The sequence below is a fragment of the Allostigmatella hybrida genome (genome assembly GCF_020103775.1).
Classification (GTDB): Bacteria; Myxococcota; Myxococcia; order Myxococcales; family Myxococcaceae; genus Hyalangium; species Hyalangium aurantiaca.
In genome coordinates this window covers 410,201-430,686 of the sequence record NZ_JAHXBH010000003.1, presented here as the reverse complement: position 1 = coordinate 430,686, position 20,486 = coordinate 410,201, and the positions used below count along the sequence as shown (strand labels likewise).

At 66.9% G+C, this 20,486-nt stretch carries 18 protein-coding genes and 1 tRNA gene; 7 read left to right on the top strand and 12 right to left on the bottom strand.

Annotated elements, in window-relative coordinates; translation table 11 throughout:
• Positions 1 to 13: 13 nt before the first annotated feature.
• The 4 genes from KY661_RS08755 to KY661_RS08740 form a co-directional block, all read right to left on the bottom strand.
• On the bottom strand, positions 14 to 178 hold the full coding sequence (locus tag KY661_RS08755) for a hypothetical protein (RefSeq protein ID WP_177241354.1): 165 nt from the start codon (positions 176 to 178) through the stop codon (positions 14 to 16).
• Positions 178 to 417 carry a ribbon-helix-helix domain-containing protein gene (locus KY661_RS08750; RefSeq protein ID WP_075006199.1) on the bottom strand — a complete coding sequence of 80 codons (240 nt, stop codon included), beginning with the start codon at positions 415 to 417 and terminating at the stop codon, positions 178 to 180. The genes KY661_RS08755 and KY661_RS08750 overlap by 1 nt, the downstream gene beginning before the upstream one ends.
• Before the next feature lie 100 nt (positions 418 to 517).
• Positions 518 to 748 (bottom strand): hypothetical protein, encoded by a 231-nt coding sequence (locus KY661_RS08745; protein ID WP_075006200.1) that lies wholly within the window; start codon positions 746 to 748, stop codon positions 518 to 520.
• Between the two features lie 106 nt (positions 749 to 854).
• Positions 855 to 928, bottom strand: a tRNA-Ile gene (locus KY661_RS08740).
• 184 nt (positions 929 to 1,112) lie between these two features.
• Between KY661_RS08740 and KY661_RS08735 the strand changes: the two genes are divergently transcribed.
• From KY661_RS08735 to KY661_RS08710, 6 genes are all read left to right on the top strand, one after another.
• Positions 1,113 to 2,477, top strand: coding sequence for an AHH domain-containing protein (locus KY661_RS08735; RefSeq protein WP_225409804.1), 1,365 nt, complete (start codon positions 1,113 to 1,115; stop codon positions 2,475 to 2,477).
• Positions 2,478 to 2,498: 21 nt separating this feature from the next.
• The gene (locus KY661_RS08730; protein ID WP_075006339.1) at positions 2,499 to 3,743 is read left to right on the top strand and encodes an imm11 family protein; all 1,245 of its coding nucleotides are present in this window, start codon (positions 2,499 to 2,501) and stop codon (positions 3,741 to 3,743) included.
• A gap of 449 nt (positions 3,744 to 4,192) precedes the next feature.
• Positions 4,193 to 4,921, top strand: coding sequence for a hypothetical protein (locus KY661_RS08725; protein WP_225409761.1), 729 nt, complete (start codon positions 4,193 to 4,195; stop codon positions 4,919 to 4,921).
• Positions 4,922 to 5,023: 102 nt separating this feature from the next.
• Positions 5,024 to 6,451, top strand: a complete 1,428-nt coding sequence (locus tag KY661_RS08720; RefSeq protein ID WP_225409760.1) for a hypothetical protein — start codon at positions 5,024 to 5,026, stop codon at positions 6,449 to 6,451.
• Positions 6,452 to 6,730: 279 nt separating this feature from the next.
• Positions 6,731 to 8,731 (top strand): protein kinase domain-containing protein, encoded by a 2,001-nt coding sequence (locus KY661_RS08715; protein WP_225409759.1) that lies wholly within the window; start codon positions 6,731 to 6,733, stop codon positions 8,729 to 8,731.
• 67 nt (positions 8,732 to 8,798) lie between these two features.
• The gene (locus KY661_RS08710) at positions 8,799 to 10,388 is read left to right on the top strand and encodes an adenylate/guanylate cyclase domain-containing protein (protein WP_225409758.1); all 1,590 of its coding nucleotides are present in this window, start codon (positions 8,799 to 8,801) and stop codon (positions 10,386 to 10,388) included.
• 9 nt (positions 10,389 to 10,397) lie between these two features.
• Here KY661_RS08710 and KY661_RS08705 read toward each other — a convergent pair whose 3' ends face one another.
• From KY661_RS08705 to KY661_RS08670, 8 genes are all read right to left on the bottom strand, one after another.
• Positions 10,398 to 11,078, bottom strand: a complete 681-nt coding sequence (locus tag KY661_RS08705; RefSeq protein ID WP_225409757.1) for a Crp/Fnr family transcriptional regulator — start codon at positions 11,076 to 11,078, stop codon at positions 10,398 to 10,400.
• Between the two features lie 60 nt (positions 11,079 to 11,138).
• Positions 11,139 to 11,477: a monovalent cation/H(+) antiporter subunit G gene (gene mnhG, locus KY661_RS08700; RefSeq protein ID WP_225409756.1), complete on the bottom strand. Its 339-nt coding sequence runs from the start codon at positions 11,475 to 11,477 to the stop codon at positions 11,139 to 11,141.
• The gene (locus tag KY661_RS08695; protein ID WP_075006207.1) at positions 11,474 to 11,752 is read right to left on the bottom strand and encodes a K+/H+ antiporter subunit F; all 279 of its coding nucleotides are present in this window, start codon (positions 11,750 to 11,752) and stop codon (positions 11,474 to 11,476) included. Before KY661_RS08695 ends, mnhG begins: the two co-directional genes overlap by 4 nt.
• The gene (locus tag KY661_RS08690) at positions 11,749 to 12,237 is read right to left on the bottom strand and encodes a Na+/H+ antiporter subunit E (protein WP_225409755.1); all 489 of its coding nucleotides are present in this window, start codon (positions 12,235 to 12,237) and stop codon (positions 11,749 to 11,751) included. The genes KY661_RS08695 and KY661_RS08690 overlap by 4 nt, the downstream gene beginning before the upstream one ends.
• A complete protein-coding gene (locus KY661_RS08685; protein ID WP_225409754.1) occupies positions 12,234 to 13,874 on the bottom strand; it encodes a monovalent cation/H+ antiporter subunit D in 1,641 nt (546 codons plus the stop codon). The genes KY661_RS08690 and KY661_RS08685 overlap by 4 nt, the downstream gene beginning before the upstream one ends.
• Positions 13,871 to 14,209, bottom strand: a complete 339-nt coding sequence (locus KY661_RS08680; protein ID WP_075006210.1) for a Na+/H+ antiporter subunit C — start codon at positions 14,207 to 14,209, stop codon at positions 13,871 to 13,873. Before KY661_RS08680 ends, KY661_RS08685 begins: the two co-directional genes overlap by 4 nt.
• The gene (locus tag KY661_RS08675; protein ID WP_225409753.1) at positions 14,209 to 17,100 is read right to left on the bottom strand and encodes a monovalent cation/H+ antiporter subunit A; all 2,892 of its coding nucleotides are present in this window, start codon (positions 17,098 to 17,100) and stop codon (positions 14,209 to 14,211) included. The genes KY661_RS08680 and KY661_RS08675 overlap by 1 nt, the downstream gene beginning before the upstream one ends.
• Positions 17,101 to 17,353: 253 nt before the next feature.
• Entirely contained in the window at positions 17,354 to 19,249 is a 1,896-nt protein-coding gene (locus KY661_RS08670; RefSeq protein ID WP_225409752.1) for a glycosyl hydrolase family 18 protein, read from the bottom strand.
• 503 nt (positions 19,250 to 19,752) lie between these two features.
• Here KY661_RS08670 and KY661_RS08665 point away from each other — a divergent pair.
• Positions 19,753 to 20,481 (top strand): aspartyl/asparaginyl beta-hydroxylase domain-containing protein, encoded by a 729-nt coding sequence (locus KY661_RS08665; RefSeq protein ID WP_225409751.1) that lies wholly within the window; start codon positions 19,753 to 19,755, stop codon positions 20,479 to 20,481.
• Positions 20,482 to 20,486 lie beyond the last annotated feature (5 nt).

Sequence of the window (20,486 nt, the reverse complement as noted above, 5' to 3'; positions counted from 1 at the left end):
GAGGGGCGCTGGGTTACAGCTCCTCGTTGAGCCAGCGGATGATGGCGTCCTTGATGGTGGGAGGCCGTCCGGACAGAGGCCGGGCGTGAGGGCCGAGCAGGCCTTCCAGCTCCCGGGCAAGGGGCGTGGGGAGGACTTCGCGGGTGCGCGTGGCGGCGTGGGTGGAAGTGGCGGGCATTACGGCTGTCCTCCGCCCTTGCCGTACTTGGCGAGCAGATCCTCTACGGCCTCGCGGAGGTACTCGCTCTGGGCGATGCGGGTGCGCCGGGAGAGCTCGCGGAGCTTCTGCACCTGTTCTTCGGCGACGAGGACGTGGGTGGAGACGACCTCGATCTCTGGGACGGAGCGGACTTCCCCCGCTTCGACCGGGGCCGAAGGGGTGTCGGAGCTCAGTGGGCTGACGTTGCCATCCTGCATCAGGAACCTCCTGGCGAGCTGCTACAGGCCGCTACTGGCCTGTGGGCGGCAATTAGGAGGCCGGCCTGCCGTTCCGTCAAAAAAACGGCCCGGAGGGCGCTCAGGCGATGATGCCCGGCGAGCGGGGCGGCTGGCCCGGCGCGGGAGGATCCTCCACCTCGGGGACGGGCTTGCCAGGCTCGGGCGCCGGTGGGGGCGGGTCCTCTTTCGGAGGCGAGCGCGAGGGCGGATCCTTCTCCGGGGCCGGGCCGGGCGGAGGCTCACGCCGGGGCGTCTGAGGATCGGGCTCCTTGACGGGCGGCGTGGTCTGCGGCGGCAACTGCGTGGACATACAGGCCCCTCCAGGGTGTGTCGGGGACAAGATGGGCACGGCGGGGGGAGGGGGCACCTGGGTAAAAAAAAGCCCCGTCCCCGGGAAATCCTGGGGACGGGGCCTGTGGCCAGGGTCGGACTTGAACCGACTACCTGCGGATTATGAGACCGCCGCTCTAACCAGGTGAGCTACCTGGCCATGGTGTGTAACCTACTGCTTTTACTGCGGAACTTCCAGCGCTTCCTACCGCCCCGCCCGCCGTTGTGCAACAGGCATGGCCTCGGAAAGCACCTTTCTGGGGCGGCTCTATACCACATGGATTTCCGGGGGCAACGAGAAGGATACGTGTGCCGAGCGGGGGCTCTATGAGCTGGAGAAGAACATGACGCTGCCCAGAGGCACGGTGGTGCTGCTGCTGGTGTTGCTGGGATCGGGCTGTGCGGCCTCTCGGGGAGTTCGCCTGGACACAGGCGAGGGGCAGCCCTTTGTCTACACGCCACGCATGAATGAGGAGCCAGTCAGGCTGCGCGCTGACGAGTTCCAGGAGGCGGTCCAGAAACTGGCACGCACCACGCCCCTGTCAGGGCGACCCAGGGAAGCGGCGCTGCGGCTGTTCAACCTGAGCCACCCCCGCGCTTTCGCTCCTGTGCGCGGGCGCCTGGGACTGATCTCGGTGGAGGATCCGCACCGGGGCCGTCTTCTTGTGCCCCAAGAGCAGGACGCGGAACCGGAGCTGGCGAGCGCCTACGGGCGCTGGTGTCAGTGCCAGAAGATGCCTCGGGACTGCCTGCATCTGCTGGAGGAAGGCGTCACGTTGGACAAGGAGGGCAAGCGCACCCTGGCCTTCCGTCTGGCCCTGGATTCGGTCTGGGCCGAAACGGCCGAGGCCCTGGGAGGGCTGACGGACAAGGAAGCGATGGTGACGATGCTCGCCACGACGGGAGCCATCTACTTCGGCTTATGGCTGGTGCCCGACCCGGTGCTGTCGAAGGGCATCGCTGCGACGCTGACCGTGGCGCTGATTGGCTACCTGGGCTGGGACACAGTGTGGAGCTTGGTGAAGGGCTGGAGGGTGTTGGCAAGGGAGGTGGAGGCGGCAACCACCTTCGATGAGATACAGGACGCGGGAGAGAAGTACGGAAAGGTGATGGGAAGAAACGCCGCGCGGGCGTTCGTCATGCTCGCGATGGCGGCCCTGGGAAGCACGGCGCAGACGCTGGCGACGAGGGTTCCCACGCTCCCCGGATCCGCGCAAGCCTCGCTGGTGGGGGTGGGGCAGGGGGGCTTCCGGCTGGCGGCGGCGGGCCAGGTCACCTCGGTGGCGGTGGCACCGGGAGGCGTTATCACCATTGCACTGGGTCCGGAGGCCGTCGCGGAGACGGCACGCGGCACGAGAGCCGTGGCGTCCGAGCCGGTGGCGAGCGCTGCCCACGAACACCATATCGCCACGAATAAGTGGTGGGACTCCACCAGCAGCGGTGGCCCGTGGTCCCCCAGGTTCCAGAAGCTCTTCGACCGGGCCGACATGTCACTCGATGACACGGCCAACAAGGTTCGAGTGCCGGGCCACAAAGGGCCTCACCCGCAGAAGTATCATGAACAGATCTACGAGCGGTTGGAGGATGCAATGGGAGGCTGCCGGAGCATTCAGCAATGCCGGGAGGCGCTCGTTGGAGAACTTGAGGCCCTGGCCCGGGAGATCACCCAACCGGGCTCCCGGCTCAATGCCCTGGTCACCCGGAACTGACGCACAGGAAGACTCTTGACGATGCGATACTTCAAACTCTCCGATGACATGAGTCTCCAGGGGCGATGGCTGCTGGGAGACCCCACGGATTCGCAGGGCCAGGAGGTGGATGACCCATGGCAGTTCAAGGCTGGATGTCCCGTCGCGATTGAAGAGCGACTCAAGATCCCCATCTACCATCCCGGGAGCCCTCTCGATTTCACGCTGACGGACGTTGGTGGCGCACCCGTCGTTCATAAGAGAATCGCGAGCATCTTCGCGGAGCTGGCGCCTGACAACGTGCAGGTCATCCCGGTCGATGTCGACGGGCTGCTTGAGCCATACTGTATCCTCGTTGTTACTCGGCTCATCCGGTGCATCGACGACAACATCTCGGAGGAGGTGCGGTACTGGAAGCCGGAGGATGGGCGCCCGGAGAAGGTCGGGAAGTATCGCGCTGTCTACGGCATGCGAATCGACCCGGCAAAGGTGGGAGACGCCAAGGTATTCCGGACCTGGGGATGGACTGGGACAGTCATCGTGTCCGAGGACATCAAGGAGGCGCTGGAGCGAGCGGGCGTCACTGGGGCGAAGTTCGAGGAGGTCACCGGCCCGAGCGCCCTCAGTCCGGAGGAGCGTGAACACAACCGGAAGCTCCTGGCGCTTCGGGATGAGACGGACGCGGCCCGCGAAGCCTTCTGGCGCACCCTGGGGAGGTTGGACGAGGAAGCCATCATCCCCATCGTCGTCGGTGGTAACTGGCCTGCCCGGCGCCAGGTCTGGCGTGTCATCCACCGCCCCGAGGGGCGGACTCTCCTGGTGACGGACGGGCTCTCGGACTTCTTCGTGGACCGCGCGGAGCCGTCCGTGGGCTTCGGCCTGGAACTGGCCCTGGAGACGGACGAGCCGCTCCAGGACGCCGAGAAGAGCTGGCCCCTGCTGCTGCTGGAGCGGGTGGGGGACGAGGTGGCCGAGCACGAGCGGGTGCGCGAGAGGGTGAAGACGGGCTTGATGTCCATGGAGGTCTCCGGCAAGGGCATGCCCCAGTCGCTCGTCACCCAGGAGGGCAGGGTGGGCGTGCTGCTGGGCCAGGAGCCGAGCGCGCTCCCCCGGAGCTTCACCATGCCGCCCGGAGAGGTGCGGCTCGTCACCGTCCAGGCGCTGCTGCCGTCGGAGCTGGCCTACCTCTTGGAGCACGGCAAGAAGGGCCGGGACGAACTGCTCCGGTGCTTCGCCCAAAAGGGCCATGGGCACCTGTCCCGTGCCTGCCGAGACCCGGTGGTTTAGTACCGATCCGGGATGACCAGGTCATTTCCCGGGTCCATGCCCAGCGTGAAGCTGCTGGCGTTGGGCTGGTAGAGCCACTGGGTGGCATTGCCGCGGGCTGCCACTCCCCACTGAGTGGGGACCGCCGCTCCCCACCGTCCGCGAACGCGGACTGTCCCGGGTGAGTAGGGCGGACGCCCGCGCTTGTCCGTTCAAGGAGTTATCGCGCTGCTCCGCTGCTCCCACAGCCAGTGCCCCCCCGTAAACCTTGGGCATTCCAACACTTTGTTCGCACCGTCCCGCCCCACGGACGGACCGTCCACGGCGCGGACGCTGCCGGGAGGCCTGCTCTGGCAAGTGCCTGTTTTCGCAAGCCTGCGGGCGTTGGCGCGCGGCGTGCTCAGGGCTGGCGCAACCGCGCACTCAAGCGGACGGGACGCATGGTGCGTTCCCAAAGGGGAGAACCTCTCATGTTCAGTCTGTTGAAGTTCAAGGAAGCCACCAGCGCCATTTCGGAGAGCACGTCCGGCGCCCGGGCCATCCCGGAGGGCACCACGCTGGAGCAGCTGCGCGGGGAACTGCTCGAGCTGATGGCTCAGGAGAACAGCAACCACCACCGCATGGGGCAGATCTACAACCACATTGTGGAGAAGCGGCTGGCGGAGAAGGCCGGCCACAAGGACGCCCGGGAGTACTTCAGCAAGCACCTGGCGGATCTGTCCCAGACGTCGCTGACGCTGTACGGGGCGGTGGCGCGCACCTTCAGCGAGCGGGTGGCGCGGCGCTTCGGCGTCACGTGCCTGTACCTGCTGCTCAGCTACAAAGAGGCGGCGGATGTGGAGGTGAACCCTGAGGAGCCGGGTCCCACGCCCATCGAGGTGCCGGACGAGAATGCGCAGGTGACCGTCCAGCCGTTCTCGGCCTGCAGCGTGGAGCAGATGCGCCGGGCGGTGCAGCGCAAGCGCCGACCGGCCTCCAGCAAACCCCTGCCGCCGGAGAAAGTGGAGCTGGCCGAGCAGTACAGCGAGGCGGTGGCGCTGCGCTTCCCCAGTGGCAAGGGGGCGCTCGTCAAGGTGACGGTGCGCAACCAGAAGGGCAAGGCGGTGCTGGACTTCAAGGGGGTTCCCGTGGAGCAGGTGAGCCTGCTGGCCGAGGCGCTCACGGGCGAGCTGCACCAGGTCAACGAAGGTCCGCAGTGAGATGAGAACTCGATGATTCTTTAGAAAAACCACGCAAGATGTATTCTGATCTTTTCTGGTTTAACCAGTTTTCTTCGCGTCTGTCTTCAGGAGAAAGAGATGATGCATTTCAAGAGAGGTATTTCCCCCGCCGCGCTGACAGCCTTGGTGCTGCTGGCCATGGGGCTGTTCAGCGACTCAGCGTTCGCGCAGAGTTGGAGCCTGACCCCTGCGCAGCGGCAGGCGTATCTCCAGTACTACGCGCCGATCATCCTCAAGCGCGGCAACGGCAACAACAACGAGCACGGGCGCGACTGGGTTACCAACTTCGACTTCGACCGCGACGGCAACTTCGCGAACAACCGTCAGAACTGGAAGAACCTCAACCAGTACATCGATGGGGCGCAGTATGGCACGGGCGCCTACAGCCATTGGCGCATCCGGCCGACGCTCTACACCTCGCTCATCGAGTTCGTGGATGGCGGCGCCAAGTCGCTGGTGCTCATCTACCACGTGTACCACGCGCTGGATGAGAGCGGCATCCACGACTGGGAGCGCATCGAGATGTTGATCCGCAACGTGGGCGGCTCGCCCGGGAGTAGCGAGTACGTGGATCACGTGACGATCACCCGGCACCACGAGCACATCGTCCGCCGCTCCTACGACAGCAGCCTGAACTTCATGCAGACGGCCACGGGCAAGCACGTGCTCATCTGGCAGGCGGAGTGGTCCACCCGCACCCTGGCAACGGACAAGCAGGAACTGCACTTCGTGACCAACCCCTACTCCTGGGTGGGCAGCCAGCACGTGTCCCCCACGGCGCGCGCGGAGGTGAACATCAACAACGAGGACAAGAAGAAGAACGTGCACTACGCCTTCGTGCCGGAGGGCTCGCCGGCCGCGGTGAGCGCCTGGAATGCCAGCCCGCTCAACTACTCGACGGCGCCGGGCCTGGTCAGCCGCTATGACAACGAGACGAATGCCCGCTGGGGCGCGGTTCCCCGCATCACCTACGAGCTGCAGGATCTCGCCGACATCCTGCCCACCCACTGGCAATACGGGGGCTACCAGACCCACTGGCTGGACACGAAGGGCATCGACATCCTGATGGAGAGCCCCATCATCAACGAGAGCGGGCAGGCCGAGGTCAGCGCCGGGATGCAGCGCTTCTTCACCCCGTCCAGGGATTACTCGGAGTCGAGCCAGACTGACGGCCGCGAGGGCTATCTGGACAAGACTTGGTTCTACGGCGTTCACTCCATCGAGCGCGACGCGGACCGGTCAGGCAGCAGCGCTGACTTCAAGACGCCGGCCTACCAGACCGGAGGGCTCGACTCCCGCGGCCGCACCCGTGGCAGCGCCAGTGGCTACTTGAACTCGCACAATGCCTTCTGGTGGCAGCATGACTACTTCGTCCACACCGGCGACGTGAACGACAAGGACAGCGCCGAGACGGGGTTCTGGCTGCCCGGTGCCTGGTACCAGGCGGCGAACGGCGGCTTCGACGGCCGCTGGGTGCAACTCTTCGACGATCGCCCCTGGGCGCCGTAATCACCCGTGACGCGCCGAGCCCAAGGGCGGCCCGGTGCGTCCCTTCCAGTGAAACACGGGAGGAGAAGACAGAAATCACAGTAAGCCCGGAGATTCATGCGACTGTGAGCGTGGCTTGGTCCCTGTGCAGCCACTCAAGGCCCACCTCGGCGCCGCGTGGGGCCCTTCCACAGCGCTCCAGCTGACATGCTATCTTGCAGCCAAAAAAAGAGGGCCTGGCTGGAAGCACCTCCGCTTCCCATGGTTGAGGCGACGCCCCGTCACACCACAGGTAAGAGCATGTCCGAGCGCCTCATTGGCGGCAGATACGTCTTGGAGCGAAGGATTGCGGGCGGTGGCATGGGCGCCATCTGGCTGGCACTCGATTCACAGCTCCAGCGTCACGTGGCGCTCAAGCTGCTCGCGGACCACCGGATTTCCTCGCCGGATGCGCGGCAGCGCTTCGCCCAGGAGGCCAAGGCGGTTGCCCGGCTTCACCATCCCCACGTAGTTCAGATCCACGACTACGGCGTCGATGGCGATGTGCCGTACATCGTCATGGAGCGCCTGGAAGGCGAGGATCTCGAAGCGCTCCTGGAGCGGCGTCAGCGGCTCACGCCTGCCGCCGTCGCGCCCCTGCTCAATCAAGTGGCCCGGGCCCTGACCGCGGCCCATGGGGCCGGTGTCATTCACCGGGATCTCAAGCCCGCCAACCTCTTCCTGGCCCGCATTGATGGGGAAGAGGTGCTCAAGGTCCTCGACTTTGGGCTGGCCCTCTTGGATGTCGATGCCGAGGCCCGGCTCCTCCAGGCGAAGGAGCTGGCGGGTACCCCGCGCTACATGAGCCCTGAGCAGATGCGCGGCCTACCCGGCCTGGACTCTCGCACGGACCTCTGGTCGCTCGCGGTGGTGCTCTACCGGCTCCTCACCGGACAGTTTCCCTTCTCCGCGGACGCGCTCGTGGCCCTGCGCAGCGGGAGTGCCTCCCCAGCCGCCATCCCTCCATCGAGCGTGCTGCCCAAGTTGGGCTCGGAGATCGATGACTTTTTCGCGCGCGCGCTGGCGGCGGAGCCTTCCCTGCGCTTCGCGTCCGTGCGCGACATGGCCGCTGCTTTCTCCGAGCTGGTGGTGGCAGGGCAGCCCGCTCAAGCCGCGAAGATCCTGGTCGTGGACGATGAGCCGGACATGGAGATGGTGATGCGGATGCGCTTCCGCAAGCAGATCCAGGATGGCGCTTACGAGTTCATCTTCGCCGCCAATGGGGAAGAGGCCCTGGAGATGCTGCGCCAGCATCCGGACACGGATGCCGTGCTCTCGGATCTCAACATGCCGAAGATGGACGGGCTTACGTTCTTGAGCCGCGTCGGCGAGGTGCACCCGCTCGTCAAGATCATCATCATCTCCGCCTACAGCGACATGAGCAACATCCGCACGGCGATGAACCGCGGCGCCTTCGACTTCCTGGTCAAGCCCATCAACTTCCAGGATTTGAAGGCCACGCTGGAGAAGACGCTCAAGCACGTGGCCGCGCTGCGGCGCATGCTGCGCTCCACCGAGGAGAATGACTTGCTGCGGATGTTCGTCCACGGCGGAATCGTGGATCGCGTCCTCTCGGCGGTCCGCGTGCCCCAGGGGGTGGTGGGGGAGCGGGTGGAGGCCACGGTGGCCTTCATCGACTTGAAGGACTTCACCCGGGTGATCCGGGATGAGGAGCCGGAAGCGGCCCTCCGGAGGCTGAACTCCAACTTCGAAGTCATCGTGCCCGAGCTGACCTCCCGGGGCGGGCTGGTGGACAAGTTTGTCGGAGACGCGGTGATGGCCGTCTTCCGGGGCCAGGGGCACCTGGGCCGGGCGCTGGATGCCTGCCTCTCGGTGCGGCAGCAGCTGCGCGCCCTGGCCTTTCGCAGCGGAGATCAGTCTCCGTATGCTCACGGGGTGTGCATCGGCGTGGCCTCGGGGGATCTGCTCTCGGGCAGCATCGGTGCCAGGGCGCTGGGCCGGCTCGACTACACGGTGCTGGGAGACGTGGTGAACACGGCCGCCCGGCTCTCCAGTCTGGCGGAGCGGGATCAAATCCTCATCCGCGAGGAGCTCGGTGAGCGGTTGACCTCCAGCTTCGAGTGCGCGGCGGCGGGCACGCGCCAGTTGCCCGGCCTGAGCGCTCCTGTCCTCCTCTCCCAGGTGATCTGCCGCCGGGAGAAGGTGCTCACCGTCGCGGACGCCACGCCTTCGGTGGTTCCCGCGGCCTCCAGCGAGCAGCCCTTCATGGCGGCGAATGCGGCGTCGGACCTGACGGAGTAGTCAGGTCCGTTCCCTGGCCCAAACCGTTCCTCATTCCTCACGTCATGCGGTGCGACCCGGAGGATACATGTGGCTCATCATCAATCCCGGCTTGATCACGGAGCGGGTGCTTCCTCTGCCCGAGGGGCTGACCACCATCGGACGCACGGAGGAGAACAGCCTCTACGTCCCCAATGCCAGCTTGTCCCGCCGCCACGCCCAGCTTGAGCGTCACGGCGATCAGGCCGTCCTCGTCGACCTCGGAAGCAAGAATGGGACGTTCGTCGAGGAGGCCCGCGTGGAGCGCCGGGTGCTGCGCGCGGGGGACTCCTTTCGCTGCGGAGAGGTGTCCTTCAAGCTGATGCTTGCCGCGAGCGAGCCGAAGCCCACCCATACCCAGGAACTCCAGACCCGGTTCTCGCCCGGGGCCATGGAAGAGCTGCTCCTGGGGACTCCCGTCTCTGGGAACTCCGTGCTGAAGCTGCGGCAGGCGCCGTCCCATGACGGCCGCGCCGCCGAAAAGCTCCAGGTGCTGCTCAAGGTGAGCCAGCTGCTCTCCTCGCTAGGCCCCATCGATGAGCTGTTGGAGCGCATCATTCAGCTCGTCTTTCGCATCCTCGAGGTGGACCGGGCGGCGATCTTCCTGGTGGATCCTTCCGATGGCGTACTCCGCTCCCGGGTGGCCCGGGTCTCCTCGGGAGAGGTTCCCTCCGGCGACTTCTACAGCCATCAGATCATCGAGTACGTGCGCACGCGCAGCGTGGCGGCGCTGTTCGCCGATGCGCTGCAGGATCCCCGGCTCGAAGGGGCTTCCTCGGTGATGGTGCAGTCCATCCACGCTTCCATGTGTGTCCCGCTCAAGCCTCACGACGAGGTGCTGGGGGTGCTGTACGTGGACAACCTCACCCAGTCCAACCGCTTCACCGAGGAGGACCTGGAGTTCCTCACCGCCTTCGCCAACCAGGCCGCCATCGCCTTGGAGAGCTCGATGCTCTCGCAGCGGTTGGCCGAGGAGGCCGTGCTCCGCAACACCTACCTGCGCTTCTTCCCGGCCACCGTCATCAAGAAGCTGCAGAGCACCCGGGGCGCCCCGCTGGAGCGGGTCGCGACGGAGGTGACCGTTCTCTTCTCGGACATCAGCGGGTTCACCTCGCTGTCCTCCCGGCTGGACCCATTGCAGGTCATGGACCTGCTCAACGAGTACTTCCCCGTGATGGCGGAGATCGTCTTCCGTCACGAGGGCACGTTGGAGAAGTACATCGGGGACGCGCTGATGGCGATCTGGGGCGCGCCGTTCCCTCAGCCCGATGACGCGGACCGGGCGCTGCGCGCGGCCGTGGAGATGCAGCATGCGCTGGCCCGGCTGAACGCACGCTGGCGGACCGAGGGCAAGCCAGAGCTCCAGATTCACATCGGCCTCAACACCGGCCGGGTCGCGGCGGGCAACATCGGCTCCGAGCACTATCTGCAGTACGCCACCATCGGGGATGCCACCAACGTCGCCAGCCGCGTCTGCAGCGCCGCTTCCGATGGGGAGATCTGCATCGCCGAGGCGACTTTTCAGCGCTGCGAGGAGCGCTCCTGGCCCCTGGAGCGGCTGCCCCCGGTTCAGGTCAAGGGCAAGCAGGAGCCCTTGACGCTGTACCGGGTGGACTGGAGCGCGGTGCCTGCGCGGTGAGCGTCCGGCTTACTCCGCCTCCTGGTTCAACCGCTCGGGCTTCACCAGGGTGATTTTCCCCCCTTCGTAGGAGAGCAGCCCCTCGCGCACATAGAAGCGCAGCCACTTGTTCGTGCTCTCGCGGGTCAGGCCACACAGATTGGCCAGCTCCGACTGCGTCAGCCGCTGGTGGATGACCACCCCGGCAGCGCCTGGCTTCCCTTGGTGCTGGGCCAGGTCCAGCAGCACGCGGACCAGCCGCGTCCGTGCGTCCAGGAAGGTCGCATCGTGAATGAGCTGCGTGACGCGCCGCACCATGCGCGTCAGGGCGGACAGGAACTTCATGGCCAGGTGCAGACGCTCCTCCAGGAAGTGGCGGAAGTCCTCCCGCTGGAGGACGAGCAGATCGCTCTCCTCACGCGCGATGGCGTCCGTCGAGCGCGGCTCATCGTCCAGGAGCGCCAGCTCACCGAAGAAGTCTCCCCGGTCGAGCAGCGCCAGGATGGCCTCCTTGCCGTCATCCGAGCTGAGCCGGATGGCCACCTCGCCCCTGCGGACAATGTAGAGGGCCGTGCCCACGTCTCCCTGGTGGAAGACGATCTCGCCCTTGGCATAGCGCCGCGAGCGCAAGCGCGCGGACAACTGCTCCAGGTCTTCCGGTTGAAGGGTTTCGAAGATGGAAATCTGAGCCAGCAGCTGTGAGTACGACATGACTCCGCCTCCCGAAGACAGGATTTAGCATGGGTCCGTTCCCCGAACCGCCTTACGTCGTCAACCCTCGGATGCTGGAATGTCCTCGCCACGCATGCGTCCCCGGAACACCGCGGCCCGCATCAGGAACACGGTGGTGACCGGCGCGGTGAGGGCAATGAACACCGCGATGAGCAGCGCATGAAGGTAGAACTGGCCGCGCTCGAAGGAGACCTGCACTGCCGTCGCGAGCGTGAAGCTCCAGGTTCCCAGCGTCGCTCCCAGGGTGGGCGCGTGGACGCGCTGAAAGAAGCTCTTCAGGCGCAGCACCCCGAACGAGCCGATCAGTGCCGCCAGCGCGCCCACCACCACGAGCACCGCGGTCAGCGCATCCACCCACGGAGGCGTCCACCCGTTCATTCGATGATCTCTCCGCGCAAGAGGAACTTGGACATCGCCGTGGAGCCTACGAACCCGAACAGGGCAATCAAGAGCGCCGCCTCGAAGTAGGAGCTGCTGCGATAGATGAGCCCCAGCGCGAGGATGACCAGCATCACGTTCAGGTACAGGCAGTCGAACGCCAACACGCGGTCCTCCGCTCTGGGTCCGAGGATCATCCGTGCCAGCGCCAGCATGATGCCCAGGGCAAGACAGCCCAGGGCGAATGCCAGTGCCCAGGAGAGCAGAGGGCTCATTCGAAGATCTCCTTGAGCGGGCGCTCGTAGCGCTGCTTGATGAAAGCCACCAGCTCCGCCTCGCTCTGGATGGCGAGCACGTGCAGCAGAAGGACGCGATTGTCCGCCGAGAGCTGCGCCCAGGCGGTGCCCGGCGTAAAGGTGACGATCACCGCCAGAACGGCCAGCCCGTTGGGATCCTTCAGCTCGAGCGGAACGAGAACGAAGCCGGAACGGATGTCGCGTGACTGCTGGGTGAGGATGGCCCATGCCACCTCGGCGTTCGATCGCAACATCTCGACGACCACCCGGCAGAACAGGCGTGCCATCACCAGGGGCTTGCGCAACCGCACGGGCGCTGGCCTGAGCTGGACGGTCACCGCGGGCCAGAAAAGCGCCAGGACAACGCCCAGCACCAGCGTCCCCGCGCTCACCGACTGCATGAGCAATATCCACAGCAGGAGCAGTGCCACCGAGAGCACGGGGGAGGGAAGGAGCCGCCTCATGGCCCAGCCCCCCGCGCCGTGGGGGGCGGCCGCACCTCTGCACCGAGGACCGCGTTGATATACCCGCGGCGGTCATAGAGGGACCGCGCCGTTGCGTTCGCGAGCTCCAAGGTGGGCCCCGCCGCCAGTGTCAGCACTCCGCACGCGGCGAGGAGCGCCACCAAGGGCAGCCCCTCCGGCGCCCGGACCCGGGGGGGCGCGCGCTCCATCTCCCACCAGAAGGTCCGGATGCCTGTGCGCGTGAGCGCGATGAGGGTGAGCAGGCCGCAGCCCAGCAGCACGCCGGTGAACAGCCAGGCCCGTTGGGAGACAGGCGTGCTCCCTCCGCCTGGCCCGAGCGCCGCCGACAACATGCCCAGCTTGCCAATAAACGTGGGCAGGGGCGGCAGGCCCGAGGTGAGCAGCGTGCACACCATGAAGGCGATGCCCATCAGCGCGGTGGAAGCGGGGAACGGCAGGGCGACGAGCGGCTCCCCCTCGTCATCGAGGTTGACCTCCTGGTCCTTGAGCGTCGCGCTCAAGAAGGGCGCCTCGTCCACCACGGTCACCCCCGCGCGCCAACGCTCGACGAGGTCGATGAGCAGGAAGAACGCGCTGGAGGCCAGCGTGGAGCTCACCAGGTAGAACACCGCGGCGCCGAGGACGGCCTCCTCGCCGAGCCCCAGCGCGGCCAGCAGCGTCCCGGCGGAGACCATCACTCCTCCCGCCGCCTGGACCGCGAGCCGCTGAGAGGCGAGCATCCCCAGGGCCGCGAGCACTGCGGAGACCACCCCGAACACGAACAGGCCGTCCGCGCCGAACCCCGCCAGCGGCCCCCCGGCGAACATCAGCGTCCACAGCCGCATCAGCGCGTAGACGCCGACCTTCGTGAGCACCGCGAACATCGCCGCCACGGGCGGAGTCGCCGACGCATAGGCGGGGACGAGCCAGAAGTTGAGCGGCCAGGCCGCCGCCTTGGCCAGGAACGCCACCGCGAGGATGGCGGCTCCCGCGTCGATGAGGTGCCGGTTGGCCACGTCCCCCTCGGACAGGCGCGCCGAGAGCTCCGCCATGTTGAGCGTCCCCGTGACGCCGTAGATCATCGACACGCCGATGAGGAAGAGCGACGAGGCGGCGAGGTTCACCGCCACGTAGTGCACGCCCGCGCGGACCCGCGGCTTTCCGGAGCCATGCAGCAACAAGCCGTACGAGGCGGCGAGCAGGATCTCGAAGAAGACGAAGAGGTTGAAGACGTCCGCCGTCAGGAACGCGCCCGACAGCCCCATGAGCTGGAGTTGAAAGAGCGGGTGGAAGTGAACGCCCGCACGGTGCCAGCGCGCCGAGGCGAAGGAGAGCGCGCAGGTGCCCAGGACCCAGGTCAGCACCAGCATTCCCGCCGAGAGCCGGTCCACCGCCAGGGTAATCCCGAACGGCGCGGGCCAGTTGCCGGGCAGGTAGGCGACGGCGCCGTGGGTGTCCACCCATGAGAAGAGCGCCACCGAGATGGCGAGCCCCAGCAGCGTGGAGCTCATCCCCAGCAGCAGCTTGGCGGGGCGCTTGCCTTCGCCCAGCAGGATCATCACCGCCGCGATCAGCATGGGCAGGAGGATGGGGGCCACCATCAAGTGAGGCATCAGGGCCTGGATGAGCGCGCTCATGGCTCAGTGCCGTCCACGTGGTCGGTCCCGGTCATCCCGCGTGAGGCCAGGATGATGACCAGGAGGAGCGCCGTCATCGCGAAGCTGATGACGATGGCCGTCAGCACGAGTGCCTGCGGAACCGGATCCGTGTAGTGCGCGAGGTCCGGCGGGACGCCGTCCGCGAGGATGGGCTCCTTGTTGATGGCCAGTCCGCCGATGCTGAAGATGAAGAGGTTGACCGCATAGGAGAGGAGCGACAGGCCGACGACGAGCTGGAACGTGCGGGGCCGCAGCAGGAGCCAGACGCCCGAGCCCGTCAGGATGCCGATAGCGATCGCAAGCACCACCTCCATCAGTCACCTCCCGAGGCCCGGGGCGCGCGGATCGACTGGTGCGCGAGCGCCACGAGGATGAGCAACGTGGAGCCCAGCACCAGGCAGAACACGCCCAGGTCGAAGGGCGTCGCGCTTCCGATATGGATTTCACCCAGCACCGGCACGCTCAGATGGAAGGTGTGCGAGGTGAGGAGCGGATACCCGGCCACGAACGCCCCTGCGGCGGTGCCGAGCACCAACAGGAGCCCGGCGCCGATCAGCGCGCGCGGCGCGAGGCGCAGCCGCTGCTCGACCCACTCCGTCCCGGAGATGAGGTACTGGAGCAGAAAGCCCACGGACATCACCAGCCCCGCCACGAACCCGCCGCCCGGCGCGTTGTGCCCACGCAGGAAGAAGAACGCCGCCACGACTCCCGAGACGGGCAGGAGCAGGCGGACCAGCACCGCGGGGACCATCAGGTAGCCCACCGCCGTGTCACGCGCCTGGCGCGGGTTCACCAGATCCGTCTGCAGGTCCATGGGCAGCACCTGCTGCTGGGGCGGCAGCTCCATCACCTCGGGCGCCGGCCGGAAGCGCCGCAGGAGCGCGTAGACCGTGAGCGCGACGAGTGCCAGCACCACGCCCTCGCCGAAAGTGTCGAACCCGCGGAAGTCCACCAGCATCACGTTCACCACGTTGCGCCCGCCCCCGCCGCTCAAGGAGTGCTCGAGGAAGAAGGAGGTGCGCTCGGGGAGCTCGCGCGTCATCACCGCATAGGCCAGGAGCGCCATCCCGCAGCCTGCGCTCACCGCGATGATGAAGTCGCGGGCCCGCCGGGCCTGGGCAATCCGCCGGGTGTGCGCATCGTACACGCCGCGAGCGGGCTCCCGTGCCGGAAGCCACCTGAGGCCCAGCAGGATGAGCAGCGTCGTCACCACTTCGACGGTGAGCTGGGTGAGCGCCAGGTCCGGCGCGGAGAACCAGATGAACGTGATGCAGCACACCGCGCCGGCGGTCCCCGAGAGCATGAGCGCGGCGAGCCGGTGAAACTTCGCCTGCCAGGCGGCTCCCACCGCCGCGGTGCCTCCGGCCACCCAGAGCGCGATGAACACCGGCGAGAGCGGCACCAGCGGACGATCTCCCGGGCCGATGCCGCCCCACAGCGCCACGAAGCCCACCAGCAGCGTGACCAGCACCATCGCCATCAGCTGCCGCTGGAGACCCGCGGTGAGAAGCCAGCGGCGGATCCACCGGCTCGCCGCGGTGAGCCACGCCAGCAGCGACGTGAAGAGCCTCCCGCCGTCGAGCCGCTCCACGAGGCCGTCGGCAAGTCCCACCCGCCCCGCCTCCCGCCGCCGGACGGCCCGGTACAACACCGTGCCACCGCCGAGCGCCAGCATGCTCATGAGGAGCGGAGGCGTGAAGCCATGCCAGAGCTTGAGGCTGTAGGGCGGGAGCTGCCCGCCCACGACCTGCCAGGCCGCGGCCTCGAGGATGGGCCCGATCGACATCGCAGGCACGATGCCCACCACCAGGCACAGGAGGACCAGCACCTCCACGGGAGCCCGCATCCAACTGGGCGGCTCCTCCGGCACACGCGGGGTGTTCAGCTCACTGGCGGGCCCGAAGAACACCCTCACCACGAACCGGAGCGAGTAGGCGACGCTGCCCATGCCCGCCAGGGTCGCCACGATGGGCAGGCCCCACTGGACGGCGGGGATGGCGTCGATGAAGACCGTCTCGGCGAAGAACATTTCCTTCGACAGGAAGCCATTGAGCAGCGGGACTCCCGCCATCGCCGCGGTGGCCACCAGCGCGAGCGTGCCGGTGATGGGCATCAGGCGGAAGAGCCCCGACAGCCGGCGGATGTCCCGCGTCCCCGTCTCATGATCGATGATCCCCACCGCCATGAACAGCGATGCCTTGAATGCCGCATGGTTCATGATGTGAAACACCGCCGCGACCGCCGCGAGCGGGCTGTTAAGCCCAAGCAGCAGCACCACCAGCCCGAGGTGCGAGATGGTGGAGTATGCGAGCAGCCCCTTCAGGTCGCGCTGGAACAGCGCCGCCCACGCGCCGAGCAGCAGCGTGACGAGCCCCGCGGAGCCCGTGAGCCAGAACCAGGTCTCCGTTCCCGACAGCGCCGGCCACAGCCGCGCCAGCAGGAACACGCCCAGCTTCACCATGGCCGCCGAGTGCAGGTACGCCGACACTGGCGTCGGGGCCGCCATCGCGTTCGGGAGCCAGAAGTGAAAGGGGAACTGGGCGCTCTTGGTAAACGCGCCGACGAGGATGAGGCAGAGCGCCACCGGGTAGAGCGGGTGGGCCTTGATGGCCTGCGCGCTTCCGAGGACGGCATCCAGCTCGTAGCTTCCTGCCACGTGGCCGAGCGTCAGCAGCCCAGCGAGGAGGCTCAGGCCGCCCATGCCGGTGACCGTCAGCGCCATCCGGGCCCCGCGCTGGGCGTCCTTCCGCTGGTTCCAGTAGCCAATGAGCAGGAACGAGAAGAGGGAGGTCAGCTCCCAGAAGAAGGCAAGCTGCAGCAGGTTTCCCGAAAGGATCACGCCCAGCATTGCCCCCATGAATGCCAGGAGGAAGGCGAAGAACCTCGGCACTGGATCCGACGGCGAGAGGTAGTACCGCGCATACAGCATCACCAGCGCGCCGATGCCCAGGACGAGCACGCAGAATGTCCACGAGAAGCCGTCGAGCCGCAGCACGAGGTGGAGCCCGAGCGAGGGGACCCACGAGAAGCGCTCGACCCGCAGGCCTCCGTTCTGAACGCTCGGGAAGTGGAGCGCCACGCCCACGAGGCCCACCAGCGCCGTGAGGCCCGAAAGCGCCGCTGCGCGGTTCCGGGCACTCGTGGGCAGCAGTGCCGCGATGACACCGGAAACCCAGGGAATGATCAGAAGGGCAAGGAGTGGCATCAGGAGGGGTGAGCGGGGGCGGATTGCGGCTTTGCGCCAGAATCTTCGGTCCCGTTGCACGCCACAAGCGAAAGCAAGGCGGCAAGCCGTCTGGTGGTAGGTGCGTTACAGATCCCCCTGGACGGCTCTCGCGTGTGAGATGCCTGTAAAACGAGAAAGGGACGCGCCGGTGCCCGAAGGCAGTCCGGTGCGTCCCTTCCGGTGAAGCAGGGGAAAGAGGGGCGGAGCGCCCGCCCCCCTTCCTCAGGTGGGTTTAGCGGTTGTTGTAGAGCGCGTTGATCAGCTCACCGTTGGCGGTGTCGCCGGACAGCTCCCAGAAGAACGCGCCGCCCAGGCTCTGGTCCTTCTTGTAGGTCATCTTGGTGGCGATGGTCGCCGGGGTGTCATAGCTCCACCAGTTGCCGTTGCAGAGGGCGTACGCCGTGCCCGCCACGGTGCCCGTCGCGGGGCAGGTCTGCTTGAGGACCTTGTAGTCCTCGATGCCCGGCTCATACGAGCCCTGCGCCGCGCCGGTGGCCGGCTGGTTCAGGCCGCCGTTGGTGCCGGACACGCCCGTCCAGCCACGGCCGTAGAAGCCGACGCCGATGAGCAGCTTGCTGGCCGGCACGCCCTTGCTCTTGAAGAGCTGGATGGCCGCGTCGGTGTAGAACTTGTCCTGGCCGTTCGCCGTCGGCATGCCCGGCCACGCGTACAGCGCCGAGTGGGGAGCCGTCGGACCCTGGGCGTTGAAGGCGCCGAAGAAGTCGTAGCTCATCACGTTGTACCAGTCGAGGTACTGGGCCGCGGCACCGTAGTTGGCCGCGTTGATGTTCGCCGCACCCGCGGGTACCGCCGCGGTCACCAGGTTCGAAGAGCCGAAGCGGGCGCGCAGGGCCGCCATCAGGCGAACGTACGCATCCGGGCCGCTCGTGTCGCAGCTGAGGCCGCAGGCGTTCGGGTACTCCCAGTCAATGTCGATGCCGTCGAACACGTCGGCCCAGCGTGGATCCTCGACGAGCTTGTAGCAGGACTCGGCGAAGGCCGCCGGGTTGGCCGCCGCCTGCGCGAAGCCGCCCGACCAGGTCCAGCCACCGAAGGAGAAGATGACCTTGATGTTGGGGTAGGCCTTCTTGAGCTTGCGCAGCTGGTTGAAGCTGCCGCGCAGCGCGCCCGTGTCCCAGGTGTCAGCGACGCCGTCGACGCTCTCCGCGGCCGTGTAGGCGCGGTCGTAGTCGGCGTAGGTGTCACCCAGCACGCACTGGCCGTTGGTGACGTTGCCGAAGGCGTAGTTGATGTGGGTCAGCTTGCTGGCCGAGCCGCTGGTGACGATGTTCTTGACGTGGTAGTTGCGGCCGTAGACGCCCCACTGAGCGAAGTAGCCGAGGATGATCTTTCCGCCGCCGCCGCTGCTCGGGCTGGTGGTGACGCTCACGCCCGAGCTCCTGGCCGAAGCGCCGTACTCGTTGCGGGCCGCCACGGAGAACGTGTAGGCCGTGTTGGCGTTCAGGCCGGACACGGTGTGGCTCGTGCCGGTGCCGCTCGTCTGGGCCACGCGGGTGCTGCCGTTGTAGATGTCGTAGCCGGCGATGGAGCAGTTGGTGCCCGGGCTCGCGGCATTCCACGTGAGGCTGACCGACGAGGAGCTCTTCGACGGAGAGGCCAGGCCGCCGGGAACGCTGGGCAGCGCCGCGCAAGCGGGGCCCGCGGCGTTCGTGGTGACCGACAGGGTGTTGGAGGCCGCCGAGACGTTGCCCGCGGCATCCTTGGCCTTGATGGAGAAGGAGTAGGCGGTGGAGGCGGTCAGGTTGCTGACGGTGAAGGACGTGCTGCCCGTGCTGCCGGCAAGCGAGCCGTTCCGGTAGACGTCGTAACCCGCCACGCCGACGTTATCGGTCGAGGCGCCCCAGGCCAGGGAGACGGAGGTGGCGGTCTTCGACGGCGACGTCAGGTTGGACGGAGCCGAGGGCGCCTGCGTGTCGCCGCCGCCCGCCTGAAGCTCCCAGAGCGCCGGGACGTTCGACGGCTCCCAGCCGGGCAGCGAGGTGTGGGACTGCACGCACTTGTACGTGCTGCCGCCGTAGCTCACCAGCGTGCCCGCCGTGTAGCTGACGTTGGGCGCCCACGCGGCGGCCCTGGAGGAGATGCCAGCCCGGTTGAACGACGTCTCCACGGGGCTGCCCTCTTGGGAGAAATCCTGCTCCCCGGAACACCCCACCAGTGTGGCGAGTAAGACGGCTCCTGAAGCGAGACTTCTGAGTTTCGAGGCGGTGTTGAGCATGTGGTGACACTCCTTTGGCGAAGCCAAGCGCCCACTTCGGGACTGCCATCTGCCGTGCGTCACGCGGCACGTAGCTGGTATTAGAGTGGACTGCTTCCTTGTACTGATAAGAATCGGGACTTCAATGAGAAAGTTGCGGACCCCGACACAAAAATTGGTGCCTCCATGGAGGGCCTCCCAGGAAAGCACATGAAAATCAAAGGCTTGAACGGGAAGACCACTCCAATTCAGGGCTGCCCCTTGTGGTCCTAAAATGGTGTTCTAGTGGTCATATCCTGTCGCTGCGTGAGCCCCGCTTCGGCAAGGATGAAGGGTATTGCTGGTTTTTTGTGGTATGGGCGGAATCATAAAAAAACGCCCTTCGGTGCCGGTAGGGCGGATCTATCATCCGGAGGATGAAAGACCCTCGAAGCGCGAGCCTCATGGCCATGAAGGACTGGGCCCACCGCGGCGGAATCAGTCCTTCGCAGCTCAGCCGGATCGAGGATGCGCTCACCGCCACGGAGGTGCAGGGCGCGCCCTACCAGAAGCCTGTCATTTTTTGCCGGGGGCTCGAGGCCAGGCCGTGGCATGACGCCAGCCAGTTCGGCTGGGTGCGCGGAATCGAGCAACGCTTCGCGGAGATCAAGGCCGAGCTGCTGAGCCAGTACGAGAGAATCGAGACCCACCCCGAGGCCCGCTTGCTCGCGCTCCGGGGCCAGTGGAACAGTTTCTACTTCTTCCACATGGGCCAGCGCTTCGACCAGAACCATGCCGCGTGCCCGGACACCGTCCGTGCGCTCTCGGAGGTGCCCGGGATCGAGACGGCGGGCATGGCGTACTTCTCGGTGATGGCGCCGGGCACCCAGGTGAAGCCGCACTGTGGTTTCACCAATACCCGGATCCGGTGCCACCTGGGCCTGGTGGTGCCCCCGGACTGCGCGATGCGGGTCGGCGGCGAGACGCGGGGCTGGGAAGAGGGGAAGTGCTCGATCTTCGATGACTCGTTCGAGCACGAGGTTCGCAACGACTCGGACCGCTACCGGGCCGTGCTGCTCTTCGACACCTGGCATCCCGGTCTCAGTGAGATCGAACGCCAGGCGCTGACCTTCCTCATGTCCGCCTGGAGGGCCTTCCTCGCCTGAGCCAC